This window comes from Herminiimonas sp. GW821-FHT09C12, from assembly GCF_059416385.1.
In genome coordinates this window covers 395059-410612 of the sequence record NZ_JBWKPC010000001.1, presented here as the reverse complement: position 1 = coordinate 410612, position 15554 = coordinate 395059, and the positions used below count along the sequence as shown (strand labels likewise).

Sequence of the window (15554 nt, the reverse complement as noted above, 5' to 3'; positions counted from 1 at the left end):
TGGAGTATTGCGTTGCAGTAACCCATTCATGTCAGATGTAAAAGTCTGACGTGGGTCAATTGACATAGTCGTTTTATGGCATAGACTACGAATCGTAGTTTGATTCACCTGTTGTAGAAGTAAAAAGCTAGGGGTCCTAGGTAGATGCGTTCCGCATTTGCCGGGTGAGAAAAACCCTTGAACCTGATCTGGATAATGCCAGCGAAGGGAAGCTACCGAGAACGTGTATTGCATCCGGCATCCGAATTGTATTTATCGATGTCCAAGCTGATACGGTACATGTTCTCGAAACCTCCTGAGCTGGCTCCAAGCCAATGTAGTTAGCCAAGGAGCCAAAATGAATGCCAATCCGAAATTTCTGTCCGCTACCGCCACGGTAGATGAAGCAGCGATCCAACCATTACCAAATTCCACCAAAGTTTATATTCAAGGTTCACGTCCGGATATTCGCGTGCCCATGCGCAAGATCACGCAATCCGATACTGCCGCATCGTTTGGATTCGAAAAAAATCCGGCGATCTATGTCTACGATACTTCCGGCCCGTACACCGATCCGGAAGCAAAAATCGATATCCGTTCCGGCCTCGACACACCACGTCTGCCGTGGATACTGGAACGCAGTGACACCGAAGAACTAGCAGGCCCAACATCAGAATACGGCATCGAGCGTTTGAACGATCCCAAGCTGGCTGAACTGCGTTTCAATCTGCATCGCAAACCACGTCGCGCACTCGCAGGCAAGAACGTGTCGCAGATGCATTACGCGAGACTAGGCATCATTACGCCAGAAATGGAATTCGTTGCGATCCGTGAAAACATGAATCGCCGTGCTTATCTGGAAGAGTTAAAACACTCCGGACCAAAAGGCGAAAAACTAGCCGAGCTGATGGGGCGTCAACACCCGGGGCAGTCATTCGGTGCAGCTATTCCGCAAGAGATCACAGCTGAATTTGTGCGCAGCGAAATCGCGCGCGGTCGTGCCATCATTCCTGCCAATATCAATCATCCGGAAATCGAACCGATGATTATCGGCCGTAACTTCCTGGTCAAAATCAACGCGAATATCGGTAACTCGGCAGTCACTTCTTCGATCGGCGAAGAAGTGGAAAAAATGACGTGGGCGATACGCTGGGGCGGCGACAACGTGATGGATCTGTCGACCGGCAAACATATCCATGAAACACGCGAATGGATCATCCGCAATTCACCTGTGCCTATCGGTACCGTGCCTATCTATCAGGCGCTGGAAAAAGTTAACGGCAAGGCGGAAGACCTCACATGGGAAATTTTCCGTGACACATTGATCGAGCAGGCAGAGCAGGGCGTCGATTACTTTACGATCCACGCTGGTGTGTTGCTGCGCTACGTTCCTATGACTGCCAAGCGCATGACGGGTATCGTGTCACGCGGTGGTTCCATCATGGCGAAGTGGTGTCTCGCGCATCACAAGGAATCTTTCCTGTATGAGCACTTCGAAGACATTTGCGAAATCATGAAAGCCTATGACGTGTCGTTCAGCTTAGGCGATGGTTTGCGTCCAGGTTCGATCTACGATGCCAACGATGAAGCGCAACTCGGCGAATTGAAAACGCTGGGTGAACTGACGCAGATCGCATGGAAGCACGACGTGCAAGTGATGATCGAAGGCCCGGGCCACGTGCCTATGCATCTGATCAAGGAAAACATGGATCTGCAACTGGAGCAGTGCCACGAAGCACCGTTCTACACGCTCGGACCATTGACGACCGACATCGCACCTGGCTACGACCACATCACGTCTGGCATCGGCGCTGCGCAAATCGGCTGGTACGGTACAGCCATGCTTTGTTACGTTACGCCGAAAGAACATCTAGGCTTACCGAACAAGGTCGACGTCAAGGACGGCATCATCACGTACAAGATTGCCGCACATGCTGCCGACTTGGCGAAAGGTCATATCGGTGCGCAGATACGCGACAACGCTTTGTCGAAAGCGCGTTTCGAATTCCGTTGGGACGATCAATTCAACATCGGTCTTGATCCGGATAAGGCACGTGAATTTCATGATGAAACTTTGCCTAAAGACTCCGCCAAAGTCGCGCACTTCTGCTCGATGTGTGGTCCGCATTTCTGCTCGATGAAAATCACGCAGGAAGTACGCGAATATGCCGCACAACAAGGCATCACTGAAATTCAGGCTTTGAAAAAAGGTATGGAAGTGAAGTCGATTGAGTTCGTGAAAAGCGGCTCTGAAATTTATCAAAAACAGTAATGATCAATATTGAAATAGAGCTCAATGGCGCTAGCCATCAACTCGCAACGTGTAAGAACGTTGAAGAGTTGATGGCTGATTTGTCACTATCAGGCAAAGCAGTTGCCGTTGCCATCAATCGCGAAATCGTGCCGCGTAGTCAGTGGCAGCAGCGGCAGTTACAAGCAGCTGATCGCGTTGATGTGGTGCGTGCGATTGGCGGTGGTTGATCACTGAAGTAAATACGAGGCAGCCACGAGCTGCCTCGTATGTTTGTTGCGTATTAATTTTGCATATCAAAGAAACAGGACTATCCATGACTACCCCAATCTTCTTCGACGACCAATTGACGATCGCTGGCACCACTTATCGCTCCCGCCTGTTGGTTGGCAGCGGTAAATACAAAGACCTCGAACAAACACGTGCGGCCAGCGAAGCCAGCGGTGCACAAATCGTTACCGTCGCGATTCGTCGCGTGAATATCGGTCAAGATCCGAATGCACCGAGCTTGCTCGATGTCTTGCCACCTTCTGAATACACCTTGCTGCCTAACTCGGCTGGTTGTTACAACGCTGCCGATGCGGTTTATACGCTGCAACTTGGTCGTGAAATCCTCGGCGGCCACAAGCTGTGCAAACTCGAAGTGCTGGGTGATGAAAAGACCCTGTTCCCGAATATGCCGGAAACCCTGAAAGCCGCTGAGACCCTGGTCAAAGATGGCTTTGACGTCATGGTCTACTGCAGCGATGATCCGATTCAAGCTCGTATGTTGGAAGACATCGGCTGTGCCGCCATCATGCCTCTAGCATCGTTGATCGGTTCCGGCATGGGCATCCTCAATCCGTGGAATTTGTCGCTCATCATCGAACAAAGCAAAGTCCCGGTCATTGTTGATGCAGGTGTTGGTACTGCTTCCGATGCTGCGATTGCAATGGAACTCGGTTGCGACGGCGTCTTGATGAACACCGCGATTGCTGGTGCGCAAGATCCAGTCCGTATGGCGCATGCAATGAAACTGGGCATCGATGCAGGTCGCAATGCTTACCTGGCAGGTCGTATCGCCCGCAAATTCGCCGCATCCCCATCGTCACCGATGGCTGGACGCGTGGTGTAAGAAGAATAAGACCGTGTTGCGCGGGAATTATGCGGAATGTTGAGTTGATTGGCAGATAAATGGATTATCGAATATCCTTGCTGCCTTCAACGTCATCACATTAAAGGATTTACCATGCGCGCAATCGAGATTACTCAGCCAGGCCCACCAGATGTATTGAAGCTCTGTGAGCGCCCGATGCCAGAACCTAAGGCTGGCGAGGTACTGATCAAGGTGCACGCCGCAGGTATCAACCGTCCTGACGTGTTGCAACGCACTGGTAACTATCCTGTCCCTAAGGGTGCATCGGATTTGCCAGGCTTGGAAGTCGCGGGCGAAATCGTCGGTGGCGATCTGGCCGGTAGTGATTTAAAAATCGGCGACATGATTTGCGCACTGGCGCAGGGTGGTGGTTACGCTGAATACTGTACAGCGCCTATCGAGCAGTGCTTGCCGATTCCAAAAGGTCTGGATGCAGTCGAAGCAGCATCCTTGCCAGAAACCTTCTTCACCGTATGGAGTAACGTCTTTGATCGCGTCGGTTTGAGCGGCGATGAAACATTGCTGGTGCAGGGCGGCACATCCGGTATCGGTGTAACGGCGATCCAGATCGCCACGGCACTCGGCCATCGCGTATTTGCTACAGCTGGTAGCGATGACAAAGCCCGCGCCTGTGAAGTGATGGGTGCTGAACGCGGTATCAATTACAAGACAGAAGATTTTGTTGAGATCGTCAAGGCCGCTACCGGCGGCAAGGGTGTTGACGTGATTCTCGATATGGTTGGTGGCGATTATGTGCCGCGTGAAATTCGTTGCCTCGCCGATGATGGACGCTTGGTCTTTATCGCACTGTTGGGTGGCAACAAGGCAGAAGTAAGTCTGGGTCAAATTCTGCTGCGTCGTTTGACGATTACTGGTTCAACTCTGCGTCCGCGTCCTGTTGCATTCAAAGCGGCGATTGCGAAGCAGTTGCGTGAACGCGTCTGGCCTTTGATTGAAGCTGGCAAGATCAAGCCAGTGATCTATCAAACTTTCCCATTGGAAGAAGCAGCGCAAGCGCATGCCTTGATGGAAAGCAGCACGCACATCGGTAAAATTATCTTGAAGCTGTAAGTTCAAGTTAATACGATAAAAAAGCCCGCTAGTCTTGTTTGACTAGCGGGCTTTTTAAATTCTGATACGGCATATTCGTTACATCATTTTTTGTTTTTCGGTAGCGATTTGACGGGGACATTACTTAATTGCTGCTGTCCAGGTCTTGGACTGTAACGGATGAGGCGCTCGATCAATTCAGGTCCTTCTGTCAGCAGGAAGTTTTTAAACGCTTGCGCGACAGGCGGCAGGCGTTTGTTTTTCCGGTGCACGATATACCAGTTCAACATGACGGGGAAACCTTCGACATCCAATACGGCCAGACTGCCAGCCTGCAATTCCAGACTGATGGTGTGTGCTGATAGGAAGCTGATACCCATGCCCGCGATCACGGCCTGCTTGATGGTCTCGGTACTGCGGATTTCCATCGCGATATTGAGGTCGTTGATGCGCTCACCGAATCCGTCTTCCATCGAATGCCAGGTATCCGAACCTTTTTCCCGGACGACAAAGGGTTCATGCATGAGCGTACTCATAGGGATATTTTTTTGCGACACCAGAGGATGGTCAGGCGCTGCCACGATCACATAAGGATGAGGTGCAAAAGCCTCGTTGATCGTATCCATATCGGTAGGTGGGCGCACCATGATCGCAATATCGGTCAGATTGCTGGTCATCTGATTCAACAGACCTTCGCGATTGTGCACAGACAGATTCAGCGTCACACCTTGATGACTGCGCGCAAATTCAACCAACAGGCGCGGGAAGAAGTAATCGCCTGCGCTGATCACGGCCACATTCAATTTGCCGCCGGTGATGCCCTTGAATTGGGTCATCGCATCTTCCGCTTCCTGGAACTGCTGGATGATGCTGCGACTGTAGTGCAACAGTTCCGCGCCGCCCGGCGTCAGATAGATTTTCTTGCCTAGTTGTTCGAACAGGGCAAGCCCGGCGTGCTCTTCCAGCTTTTTAACCTGGGTGGAAACCGCTGGCTGCGTCAAATGCAGTTCTTCCGCAGCACGAGAGAAGCTCAAATGGCGGGCAACGGTCTCAAAAACCTTCAGTTGCCGGAGTGTTGCGTTCTTCATAGGGTGTAGTACTCGATGTATAAGCTAAAAGGAATCATTATGATCAAATACTTTAACTATTCCTAATCATTTTTTACCCCTAAGATGCATTTAAGTTTGAAAAAACACCAAATAAGTACCAAAAGTACATACAGGAGAATTACTATGCTCAAGGTCGCGTTGAATCAATATGCTGATGATGCAGCAGATTTGCATCGTAACGCCTATAACGCGGCGTTTTATGAACTTGGCTTGAGCTGGTACTGGGATGCGAACACCGACGATGATCTTACCGTCATAACAGGTGGCCGTAACCGTCTTCAACATTATTTGAATACATGCCAAGCGCATCTTTTGAAAGTGTATGAAGCCGATTTCCTGATTGAAGCTATACAAGCCGCCAAAGCACGCTGCTATGAAACCATGACTGCCTCCGGAACCCGCGTAACACGCTCGGTGAATTGGGCCGAATTTCAGCGGGGTGAAGTAGGCGTTTGAGCACGGCATCCTTGTGGATTGTGTCATGACCTGACCGCAATCGCAGTGGATGCTAGGCGATTTGACTGTGTACATCAACCTATCGGTTCGATGTTGCGCCGCGTCAAATTTGCAGCTCACTCCCTTTAGTTGTATCTGATGCGAAATGTTGTTCGCTTGTTCGCTATTTCTTAATCGTTTTTTGCATAAGTACATTCGATTAAGGCGCGACAAGTATCGAATCTTAACCGTGGTCAAGGATATCGAGATACGCTTCTCGGACAATCCACGTCACCGTTTTATTCGGTTTTGCAACAGTTGAAATGAGCAGCTTTTTTGCTGGGAGTATCAACGGTTTTTGCGTGGATTTAAGCAAAGTAAAATTATCGTAGCGGTTCGCTGCCAAAAATTGATTATCAATAAGGACAATCATGAATATCCACGAGTATCAAGGAAAAGAAATACTGCGTAAGTACGGTGTTACGACACCAAAAGGTTTCCCCTGTTTTTCCGTAGATGAAGCTGTACAAGCTGCCGAAAAACTCGGTGGCAAAGTCTGGGTTGTTAAAGCACAGATTCACGCTGGTGGTCGCGGCAAAGGCGGCGGCGTTAAAGTTGCAAAATCGCTCGACGAAGTACGCAAGTACGCGAATGACATTCTCGGTATGACACTGGTAACACATCAAACTGGACCTGAAGGCCGTTTGGTAAAACGTCTGTTGATCGAAGAAGGCGCGGACATCAAGAAAGAACTGTACGTCGGTATGGTGGTTGATCGTGGTAGCCAACGCGTTGCCTTGATGGCATCCAGCGAAGGCGGCATGGACATCGAACACGTTGCTGAACACACTCCTGAAAAAATCCACAAGGTATTCATCGACCCAGTCAAGGGTTTGCTCGATAGCGAGGCTGATGACATCGCCCGCAAAATCGGCGTACCTGAAGGCTCGGTTCCACAAGCGCGCGCATTCATGCAAGGCTTGTACAAAGCATTCGACGAAACCGATGCATCGTTGGCTGAGATCAATCCATTGATCGTCACTGGCGACGACCGTATCGTTGCACTCGACGCGAAATTCAATTTCGATTCGAACGCAATGTATCGTCATCCAGAAATCGTTGAAATGCGCGATCTGGACGAAGAAGATCCAGCTGAAATCGAAGCATCGAAATTCGACCTGACCTACATCTCGCTCGACGGCAACATTGGTTGCTTGGTTAACGGCGCAGGTTTGGCAATGGCAACGATGGACGTCATCAAATTGTACGGCGGCTCGCCAGCCAACTTCCTTGACGTAGGCGGTGGTGCTACGACTGAGAAAGTTACTGAAGCATTCAAGATCATGTTGAAGAACCCAGACATCAAAGCGATTCTGGTTAACATCTTCGGCGGCATCATGAAGTGCGACGTGATCGCACAAGGCGTGATCGCAGCAGCGAAACAGGTTGATCTGACAGTTCCACTGGTCGTTCGCATGGCGGGCACCAACGAAGAATTGGGCAAGAAGATTCTGGCTGAATCAGGTCTTCCGATCATCACTGCAAACAACATGGCTGAAGCGGCTGAAAAAGTCGTCAACGCAGCACAGGGGAAATAAGCATGTCAATCCTGATCAATAAAGATACTAAAGTTATTACCCAAGGCATCACCGGCAAAACCGGTCAGTTCCACACCAGAATGTGTATCGAATACGCAAACGGTAAAAACTGTTTCGTTGCTGGCGTGAACCCAAAGAAACCTGGCGAATCGTTTGAAGGCGTGCCTATTTACGCATCCGTCGCTGAAGCAAAAGCAGAAACAGGCGCAACCGTTTCGGTTATTTATGTTCCGCCTCCGTTCGCTGCAGCAGCAATCGACGAAGCAGTTGATGCTGGTATCGATCTGGTGATCTGTATCACCGAAGGCATTCCAGTGCGCGACATGATTCGTACCAAAGCACGCATGGAAGGCAAAAAAACCTTGCTGCTCGGACCGAACTGCCCAGGCTTGATTACGCCAGACGAAATCAAGATCGGCATCATGCCAGGTCACATCCACAAGAAAGGCCGCATCGGCGTCGTTTCGCGTTCGGGTACTTTGACATATGAAGCAGCTGGTCAATTGGCTGAATTCGGCCTCGGTCAATCGACCGTGGTTGGTATCGGCGGCGACCCAGTCAGCGGCTTGAAGCACATCGACGTTCTGCGCATGTTCAATGACGATCCTGATACCGATGCAGTCATCATGGTTGGCGAAATCGGCGGCGATGCAGAAGAAACTTGCGCACGCTGGATCAAAGACAACATGAAGAAGCCAGTTATCGGTTTCATCGCTGGCGTTACTGCACCAGAAGGCAAACGTATGGGCCACGCCGGTGCGATCATCTCTGGCGGCAAAGGTACAGCACAAGAGAAGTTGGCTGTGATGGAAGCGTGCGGTATCAAAGTCACACGTAACCCAGCTGAAATGGGCCGTTTGCTGAAATCGGTTCTGTAATAAGAAGTTCCGACACTCCCCATGCATGGGGAGTGTTATCTCTACAGGAAATACACGGTGTTTTCTGTAGAGATAGTTACTACATGCATGTGCGCTTATTGCGCACGCCGGGATGTGACCGCGCTAGAGCGTAAGTTCGCGCAGGTCTGCCTTGAAGTAACAGTACAAGTTTTTAAATCTTGAGAGAGTAAAAAATGTCACAACGTTGGGTACGCTTTAGTCACGCAGGTAACACACAATTCGGTACGCTTGAAGGCGATAACATTCAAGTCCATACCGGCGATATGTTTGCTAATCCAGTCAAAACTGACACAGTGTTGAATATCAACGACGTCAAAGTGTTGATGCCGGCACAGCCAACCAAAATCATCGCTATGTGGAACAACTTCCACGAATTGGCGAAGAAATTGAATCTGGCAGATCCGAAAGAGCCGCTGTACCTGATCAAGGCACCGAACTCGTATCTGAACCCAGGTGAAACCATCCAGAAGCCACCAACAGATGACAAAGTCGTCTTTGAAGGTGAGCTTGGTATCGTCATCGGCAAAACTGCCAAGGCAGTATCCGAAGCGGATGCAATGGATTATGTATTCGGTTACACCGTAGCAAACGACGTTACCGTTGCGACCATCTTGAATCGCGATGAATCGTTTGCACAATGGGTGCGCGCAAAAGGTCTGGATACCTTCTGCCCATTTGGTCCAACAATTGCAACCGATCTCGATCCAACCACACTGGTTGTTAAAACTGTTCTGAACGGCGATGTTCGTCAAAACTATCCAATTAGCGATATGCGTTTCTCCACGCAGCAATTGGTAAGCATGATTTCCGCCGATATGACGCTGTTCCCAGGCGACATCATCTTGTGCGGCACCTCGGTAGGTGTCGGCTCGATGAAGCCAGGTAGCGTCGTGGAAGTTGAGATTGCTGGCATCGGCAAGCTCACAAATGATTTTAAATAATAGTGGCGAGGTCTAGAGTATGAAAATTGCAATTATTGGAGCAGGTGCAATCGGCGGTTATGTTGGCGTTAAGTTGGCATTGGCCGGCGAAGATGTCACTTTCATCGTCCGTGGCGCGAATCTGGAAACCATCCGCAAGAACGGCGCCAAGCTGATCATGCACGATGGTTCAGAACACATCGCATCTAACGTCAAAGCAACCAACAACTACGACGAAGCTGGTCATCAAGACATCATCGTTCTGGCAATGAAGGCGCATCAACTCGAAGCGATCGCTGATGATTTGCCAAAACTGATCGGACCGGACACCGTCATCGTTACGATGCAAAATGGTATTCCATTCTGGTACTTCCACAAGCATGGCGGCAAACTGGCAGGTACACGCGTAGAAAGCGTGGACCCAACAGGTAAGATCACTTCCAAGATTCCTGCTGACCGCGTACTTGGTTGCGTTGTGTATCCAGCATCGGAACTGATCGCTCCAGGCGTGATCAAGCACATTGAAGGCGATCGTTTCCCTATCGGTGAACTCGATGGTTCGATCAGCGAACGTGCAACCCGTGTTTCGGAATGCTTCACCAATGCTGGTTTCAAATCGCCAGTGCTGGATAACATCCGTTCAGAAATCTGGCTCAAATTGTGGGGCAACCTGACCTTCAATCCAATCAGCGCGTTGTCGCACTCGACTCTGCAAGACATCTGCCAGTTCCCACTGTCACGTGAACTTGCTGCTGCGATGATGACTGAAGCGCAAACGATTGCACACAAACTCGGCATCGAATTCCGCGTCACGCTCGAGAAGCGTATCGCTGGTGCTGAAAAAGTGGGCAAGCACAAAACATCGATGCTGCAAGATGTGGAAGCAGGCCGTGATCCAGAGATCGACGCATTGGTTGGTTCGGTAGCAGAACTCGGTCGTTTGACTGAAACACCGACACCGCACATTGATACAGTGTTCGCATTGGTCAAATTGCTGGCGAAGACCATGAATGAAGAGACTGGGCAGGTCAAACTGCAAAAAGTCGCTTAATTCAGCGGTATGACAGTCTGAAACATGATGAGCCCATGAAGATTTAAAAGTCTTCATGGGCTTTTTTAATGCATCGGTGATGCGTGATTATGGTGCGCGGCTAAATATAAATCGATGATCAATGCTCGATTAGCGTGCGTTGATTTTGATGTCATTGATGTAAATAATGTTAATTCTTAACCTTCATCAAGGAAAGCGTTCAACAGCTCTCGCAGAATCAGATTATCTAGTGTGATCATTTAAAGAGAATCAAGAATTGATATTCGATTTTTGTTTTGCGATTGAAAATATTTAAATGGTGTGACTACGTATAAATACGTAGTGAAATTTTTTCCCACTTTGTTTCTTAAGAATGGCACACTGATGTAAAGCGGATTTGGTTCCGTAAAGCAAGTAGGTACATAAAATATAAATGCTGTGTATCTGAGTAAAGAAAAGTCGTTAGATGATAGCCGCAATAAAACAGGCACTTCGAATGACTTTCGTTGATTTGCAAGTAGGGTAAATGGAGACCTTAGGCGCATTTCGATCACTCGAAAGAGTGGCTCGGAACAATAGCAAGTGACGCGTCCAACATGGTCGTAGTCCTGAAAACTTGACGCAGGTCAAGAGATTTTTCGAAGAAAGGCCACACTATCTTTGAAAAATTAAAACAATTTCAAGTATGTAAGCATCGTCCGCCGTGCGGTGCTTGTGCTCACAAGGCACCTTGAAGCGGCAAGTAGCACAGTAGTTAAAATTATTATTAACAGGAGACAAGCAATGATCAAGGAATTCATTTCGCATTCGAAAAGCGGCATGGCAATGGCAACTGCCGGTGCATTTGCTGCAGTAGCTCTTGCTGCAACCCCAGCGTTCGCCGCTTGGGAACCAACCAAACCAGTCGAATTTGTAGTCCCTGCCGGTACCGGCGGTGGCGCTGATCAAATGGCACGTCTGATTCAAGGCGTGATCATCAAAAACAAATTGATGAAAGAACCACTGATTGTTGTCAATAAATCGGGTGGCGCTGGTGCTGAAGGTTTCCTCGGCATCAAAAACGACAAAGGTGATCCACACAAAATCATCATCACTTTGTCGAATCTGTTCACAACACCTATGGCTACTGGCGTCCCATTCAACTGGCGTGACATGACCCCAGTTGCGATGTTGGCACTGGATCAATTTGTTCTGTGGACGAATGCAGAACAACCATACAAATCCGCAAAAGAATATATCGATGCGGTAAAAGCAGCCGGCCCTAATAAATTCAAAATGGGCGGCACAGGTTCCAAACAGGAAGATCAAATCATTACTGTTGGCCTGGAAAAAGCAACTGGCACCAAGTTCATCTACATCCCATTCAAAGGCGGTGGTGAAGTTGCAGTGCAATTGGTTGGTAATCACTTGCAATCGACGGTTAACAATCCTATCGAAGCAGTTTCGCAATGGCGCGCAGGTAAGCTGAAAGCGCAATGCGTATTCGATCATGATCGTATGCCATACAAAACCAAGGTTACCGATACTCAATCGTGGAACGACATCCCAACATGTAAAGAAGCCGGTATCCCTACCGACTACACCATGTTGCGCGGTATCTTTATGCCTGCAGGTGTAACGCCTGATCAACTGGCATTCTATGTTGACCTCTTCAAGAAGGTGCGTGAAACACCTGAATGGAAAGACTACATGGAAAAAGGCGCGTTCAACACGACCTTCAAAACTGGTAACGACTTCAAAGTCTGGCTGGAAGCAGCAGAGAAGCAACACGCTACTCTGATGCAAGAAGCTGGCTTCATGGCGAAGAAGTAATCAACATCGGGATATAGGCAATAAGAAGCAGCAGGCAGCGCTACCGGCTAACGGTAGTGCTGGCTTCTGCTCGCCTGTCCCAACATCATTGTAAAAATTTTCAGGAGCATTCCTCATGGATCAGAATTCAGAATCCAGCGGTGGCGTTCGCACTGGCGTGGCCACTTATGTTGTCGAGGCAGTTGTCGCTGCTCTGCTGCTGTTGCTGGGTATTACTGTTGTTATTTCAAGCTGGGAGTTGGGCGCCGGTTGGACGACCGATGGCCCTGGCTCAGGTTACTTCCCGTTTTATATCGGTATCGTTATTTGTATATCGGGTATAGGCACTCTTTATCAATCCTTGTTTGGCAAAGAAAAAAACACGGAAGTGTTTGTCGATAGCGAACAGTTGAAGCGCGTGCTGCAAGTCTTGATCCCAGCAATTATCTATGTTGGTGCCATTCAGGTCTTCGGTATCTATGTTTCCTCTGCCGTCTATATCGCATTGTTCATGGTCTTCCTCGGTAAGTTCTCACCAGTAAAAGCGGTCATTGCTGCGGTAGGTGTCAATGTCGTCTTCTTCCTGATGTTTGAGGTGTGGTTCAAAGTGCCCCTGTACAAAGGGTCGATAGATCTTTTGAGCTTCCTCGGTTACTAGAGCTTGTGCGTGTCGATTACATCGATGTACTTGCTATCGAGTTAGATTGGAATTCAAGGAGTAATAAGTAAAATGGAAGAAATTAATTCACTATTTCACGGGTTTGCTGTCATTCTGACGCCCATGAACTTTTTGCTGATGGTAATCGGCATTGTGTTGGGTGTGTTGATTGGCGTATTGCCTGGTTTGGGTGGCGCGAATGGCGTAGCTATTCTGTTGCCGTTGACCTTCTCGATGTCGCCGACATCTGCAATTATCATGTTGTCTTGTATCTACTGGGGAGCGTTGTTCGGCGGTGCGATTACGTCGATTCTGTTCAACATTCCCGGTGAGCCGTGGTCCGTCGCAACGACGTTCGACGGATACCCGATGGCGCAAAAAGGGAATGCGGGTGAGGCACTGACAGGTGCATTTACATCGTCATTCATCGGTGCGTTCGTTGCGGTTGTCATGATTACCTTTATGGCACCGTTGGTTGCTAAATTTGCGTTGCGTTTCGGTCCTCCGGAATTCTTCTCGGTTTATCTGCTGACCTTCTGTAGTTTTGTCGGTATGGGCAAAGGCTCGCCGTTCAAAATTCTGGCTTCGATGGCACTCGGCTTTGCACTCGCAGCAGTCGGTATGGATACGGTTACAGGCCAATTGCGTTTGACCTTCGGTTTCGAAGAGTTCATGCGTGGTTTCGACTTCCTGATTGCAGTTATCGGTTTGTTCGGTATCGGCGAAATCTTGTTGTCGATGGAAGAAGGTTTGGCGTTCTCCGGTAAGTCAGCGAAGATCGATCCAAAAATCGTTTTCCAAACCTGGAAAAAATTGCCTAAGTACTGGGTAACTTCGGTTCGCAGCTCGCTGGTTGGTATCTGGATGGGTGTCACACCAGGCGGTGCAACTCCAGCATCTTTCATGGCTTACGGTCTGGCCAAGAAAATGTCGAAGAACGGTTCGAAGTTCGGTACCGGTGAACTCGAAGGTGTTGTTGCTCCTGAGACTGCTGCACATGCTGCTGGTACAGCTGCATTGCTGCCTATGCTGGCTCTGGGTATCCCAGGTTCGCCAACAGCGGCTGTGTTGCTCGGCGGTTTGTTGATCTGGGGTCTGCAACCTGGTCCATTGCTCTTCGTTGAGCAAAAAGACTTCGTTTGGGGTTTGATCGCTAGTATGTATCTGGGTAACTTGGTTGGCCTGCTGGTTGTATTGACCACAGTTCCACTGTTTGCTTCGATTCTGCGTATTCCATTCTCGATCATCGCACCAGTGATTATCGTGATTTGCGCGATCGGTGCTTACACCGTTCACAACGCGATGTTTGATATCTGGTTGATGGTGGTGTTTGGTGTCATCGGTTATCTGTTCAAGAAACTCGATTACCCATTGGCTCCTATGGTTCTGGCGCTGGTGTTGGGCGACAAGGCAGAAGATTCATTCCGTCAAGCGATGTTGACATCGCAAGGCGAAGTGTCTGTCATGTTCTCGAACCCACTGGTTGGTAGCATCACTGGCCTGGCGTTGCTCATGTTGTTCTGGCCATTGATCTCGCGTCTGATCGCAAAAGTTCGTCCACCAAAAGTTGACGAGTTTGCTGATGAGCGTCCAGTAGATTGATAGACCTTTGTAATATCTTTGATCCGGCATCCTGCAAAACGGGATGTTGAATGATTCAGCTTTCAAGCTAATCTGATCTAGTGTGCCCCACGCGGTGAATAGCCACGTGGGGCATAGTTGTTTTTGGAGCTAAATTTTGATGGTATGGTTACTCTGCTTGACCAGAGTAATCAGCTTCAATTGAACTGTTTATTGATTAGTCGTGTATTACCGAGAACCATAACTAAGGAGATAGCTATGCCAGTGATCGCAATGACGCAGGAAATGGGCTCGCTTGCCAAAGATGTCGCAATGCATCTTGCACAAACACAGAATCTTGCAGTGATGCGCCATGAGGTGATCGATCATCTTGCAGAAAAGATGGATATAAGCAAAAGCGTGATTCGCCGTTTGCGTGAGGGCAAGGCCGGTTTTGTCGATCGTATTACTGCAGATGAAGAAGGTATCGCCTTATATACAGCGGAAGAAGTATTCGAGTTGGCCAACAAAGGCAATGTTGTCTTGCGCGGCTGGGGCGCAACTTGCCTGCTGCATGCAGTGCCACATGTGGTGACAGTTCGTATTACACGTTCAATGAAAAATCGGGTCGCATGGCTGATGGCGCATTTGGAAACAGATGATGCAGATTTTGCCGAAGCGGAAATCCGTCGTAGTGATGCAGCGCATGCCACACGCATGCATCAGCAATTTGGAGTAACGTGGGGAGATCCGGTGTTATACGATCTGGTGCTGAATACTGATCGCTTATCAGTTGAAAGTTGCGCAGCACAAATTATGAATTTGGTAGGGCGTCCAGAATTCAAGGAAACAAAAGCATCGCAAGCCGTACTTGAGAATATGACGCTAGAGGCGCATGTGCGTGCTGCATTAAAGAGTGCGCCGGCGAGTCGCGATGTCAAGATTACGATTGAAGCAAATCGCGGTCATGTCGTGTTGAGTGGCTTGGTCCTGCATGCTGATGAACATGCTGCTGCAGAGAAAGTTGCCGCTGGTGTTCCAGGTGTTGTCAGTGTGGACAATCAAGTGCGCTTGATGGTTAATTCAAAACTGTATTCTTCGGGCAAATACTAGTTTTTTGAAAATCTGACCTCACTTAC

Annotated in this window: 15 protein-coding genes and 1 riboswitch; of the genes, 13 read left to right on the top strand and 2 right to left on the bottom strand. The window is 49.0% G+C overall.

Annotated elements, in window-relative coordinates:
- Positions 1 to 119: 119 nt before the first annotated feature.
- Positions 120 to 227, top strand: a riboswitch (TPP riboswitch).
- Between the two features lie 110 nt (positions 228 to 337).
- The 4 genes from thiC (at position 338) to AC07N2_RS01895 (ending at position 4436) form a co-directional block, all read left to right on the top strand.
- Positions 338 to 2251 (top strand): phosphomethylpyrimidine synthase ThiC, encoded by a 1914-nt coding sequence (gene thiC / locus AC07N2_RS01910; RefSeq protein ID WP_494776761.1) that lies wholly within the window; start codon positions 338 to 340, stop codon positions 2249 to 2251.
- Positions 2251 to 2460: a sulfur carrier protein ThiS gene (gene thiS / locus AC07N2_RS01905; RefSeq protein WP_494776760.1), complete on the top strand. Its 210-nt coding sequence runs from the start codon at positions 2251 to 2253 to the stop codon at positions 2458 to 2460. The genes thiC and thiS overlap by 1 nt, the downstream gene beginning before the upstream one ends.
- Before the next feature lie 86 nt (positions 2461 to 2546).
- The gene (locus AC07N2_RS01900; RefSeq protein ID WP_494776759.1) at positions 2547 to 3344 is read left to right on the top strand and encodes a thiazole synthase; all 798 of its coding nucleotides are present in this window, start codon (positions 2547 to 2549) and stop codon (positions 3342 to 3344) included.
- 114 nt (positions 3345 to 3458) lie between these two features.
- The gene (locus AC07N2_RS01895) at positions 3459 to 4436 is read left to right on the top strand and encodes an NAD(P)H-quinone oxidoreductase (protein WP_494776758.1); all 978 of its coding nucleotides are present in this window, start codon (positions 3459 to 3461) and stop codon (positions 4434 to 4436) included.
- Between the two features lie 83 nt (positions 4437 to 4519).
- Here the strand turns inward: AC07N2_RS01895 and AC07N2_RS01890 are convergent, their stop codons facing one another.
- The gene (locus AC07N2_RS01890) at positions 4520 to 5503 is read right to left on the bottom strand and encodes a LysR family transcriptional regulator (RefSeq protein WP_494776757.1); all 984 of its coding nucleotides are present in this window, start codon (positions 5501 to 5503) and stop codon (positions 4520 to 4522) included.
- A gap of 144 nt (positions 5504 to 5647) precedes the next feature.
- On the opposite strand from AC07N2_RS01890, the gene AC07N2_RS01885 reads away from it, so the two are divergent.
- Positions 5648 to 5980: an HAD family hydrolase gene (locus tag AC07N2_RS01885; RefSeq protein WP_076592424.1), complete on the top strand. Its 333-nt coding sequence runs from the start codon at positions 5648 to 5650 to the stop codon at positions 5978 to 5980.
- A 223-nt stretch (positions 5981 to 6203) separates the two neighbouring features.
- Here AC07N2_RS01885 and AC07N2_RS01880 read toward each other — a convergent pair whose 3' ends face one another.
- Entirely contained in the window at positions 6204 to 6392 is a 189-nt protein-coding gene (locus tag AC07N2_RS01880; RefSeq protein ID WP_494776756.1) for a hypothetical protein, read from the bottom strand.
- Between AC07N2_RS01880 and sucC the strand changes: the two genes are divergently transcribed.
- From sucC to AC07N2_RS01840, 8 genes are all read left to right on the top strand, one after another.
- Positions 6391 to 7557: an ADP-forming succinate--CoA ligase subunit beta gene (gene sucC, locus AC07N2_RS01875; protein WP_494776755.1), complete on the top strand. Its 1167-nt coding sequence runs from the start codon at positions 6391 to 6393 to the stop codon at positions 7555 to 7557. The two genes, AC07N2_RS01880 and sucC, sit on opposite strands and share 2 nt — an antisense overlap.
- A gap of 2 nt (positions 7558 to 7559) precedes the next feature.
- Positions 7560 to 8435, top strand: coding sequence for a succinate--CoA ligase subunit alpha (sucD, locus tag AC07N2_RS01870; protein WP_076592421.1), 876 nt, complete (start codon positions 7560 to 7562; stop codon positions 8433 to 8435).
- Between the two features lie 194 nt (positions 8436 to 8629).
- Positions 8630 to 9397: a fumarylacetoacetate hydrolase family protein gene (locus AC07N2_RS01865; protein WP_076592420.1), complete on the top strand. Its 768-nt coding sequence runs from the start codon at positions 8630 to 8632 to the stop codon at positions 9395 to 9397.
- A gap of 19 nt (positions 9398 to 9416) precedes the next feature.
- On the top strand, positions 9417 to 10427 hold the full coding sequence (locus tag AC07N2_RS01860; RefSeq protein ID WP_076592419.1) for a 2-dehydropantoate 2-reductase: 1011 nt from the start codon (positions 9417 to 9419) through the stop codon (positions 10425 to 10427).
- A gap of 762 nt (positions 10428 to 11189) precedes the next feature.
- Positions 11190 to 12218 (top strand): Bug family tripartite tricarboxylate transporter substrate binding protein, encoded by a 1029-nt coding sequence (locus AC07N2_RS01855; RefSeq protein ID WP_076592418.1) that lies wholly within the window; start codon positions 11190 to 11192, stop codon positions 12216 to 12218.
- A gap of 115 nt (positions 12219 to 12333) precedes the next feature.
- Positions 12334 to 12855, top strand: a complete 522-nt coding sequence (locus AC07N2_RS01850) for a tripartite tricarboxylate transporter TctB family protein (RefSeq protein WP_494776754.1) — start codon at positions 12334 to 12336, stop codon at positions 12853 to 12855.
- A 72-nt stretch (positions 12856 to 12927) separates the two neighbouring features.
- Positions 12928 to 14457, top strand: a complete 1530-nt coding sequence (locus AC07N2_RS01845) for a tripartite tricarboxylate transporter permease (RefSeq protein WP_076592416.1) — start codon at positions 12928 to 12930, stop codon at positions 14455 to 14457.
- 237 nt (positions 14458 to 14694) lie between these two features.
- The gene (locus tag AC07N2_RS01840; protein ID WP_494776753.1) at positions 14695 to 15528 is read left to right on the top strand and encodes a cytidylate kinase family protein; all 834 of its coding nucleotides are present in this window, start codon (positions 14695 to 14697) and stop codon (positions 15526 to 15528) included.
- The last annotated feature ends 26 nt before the right edge of the window (positions 15529 to 15554 follow it).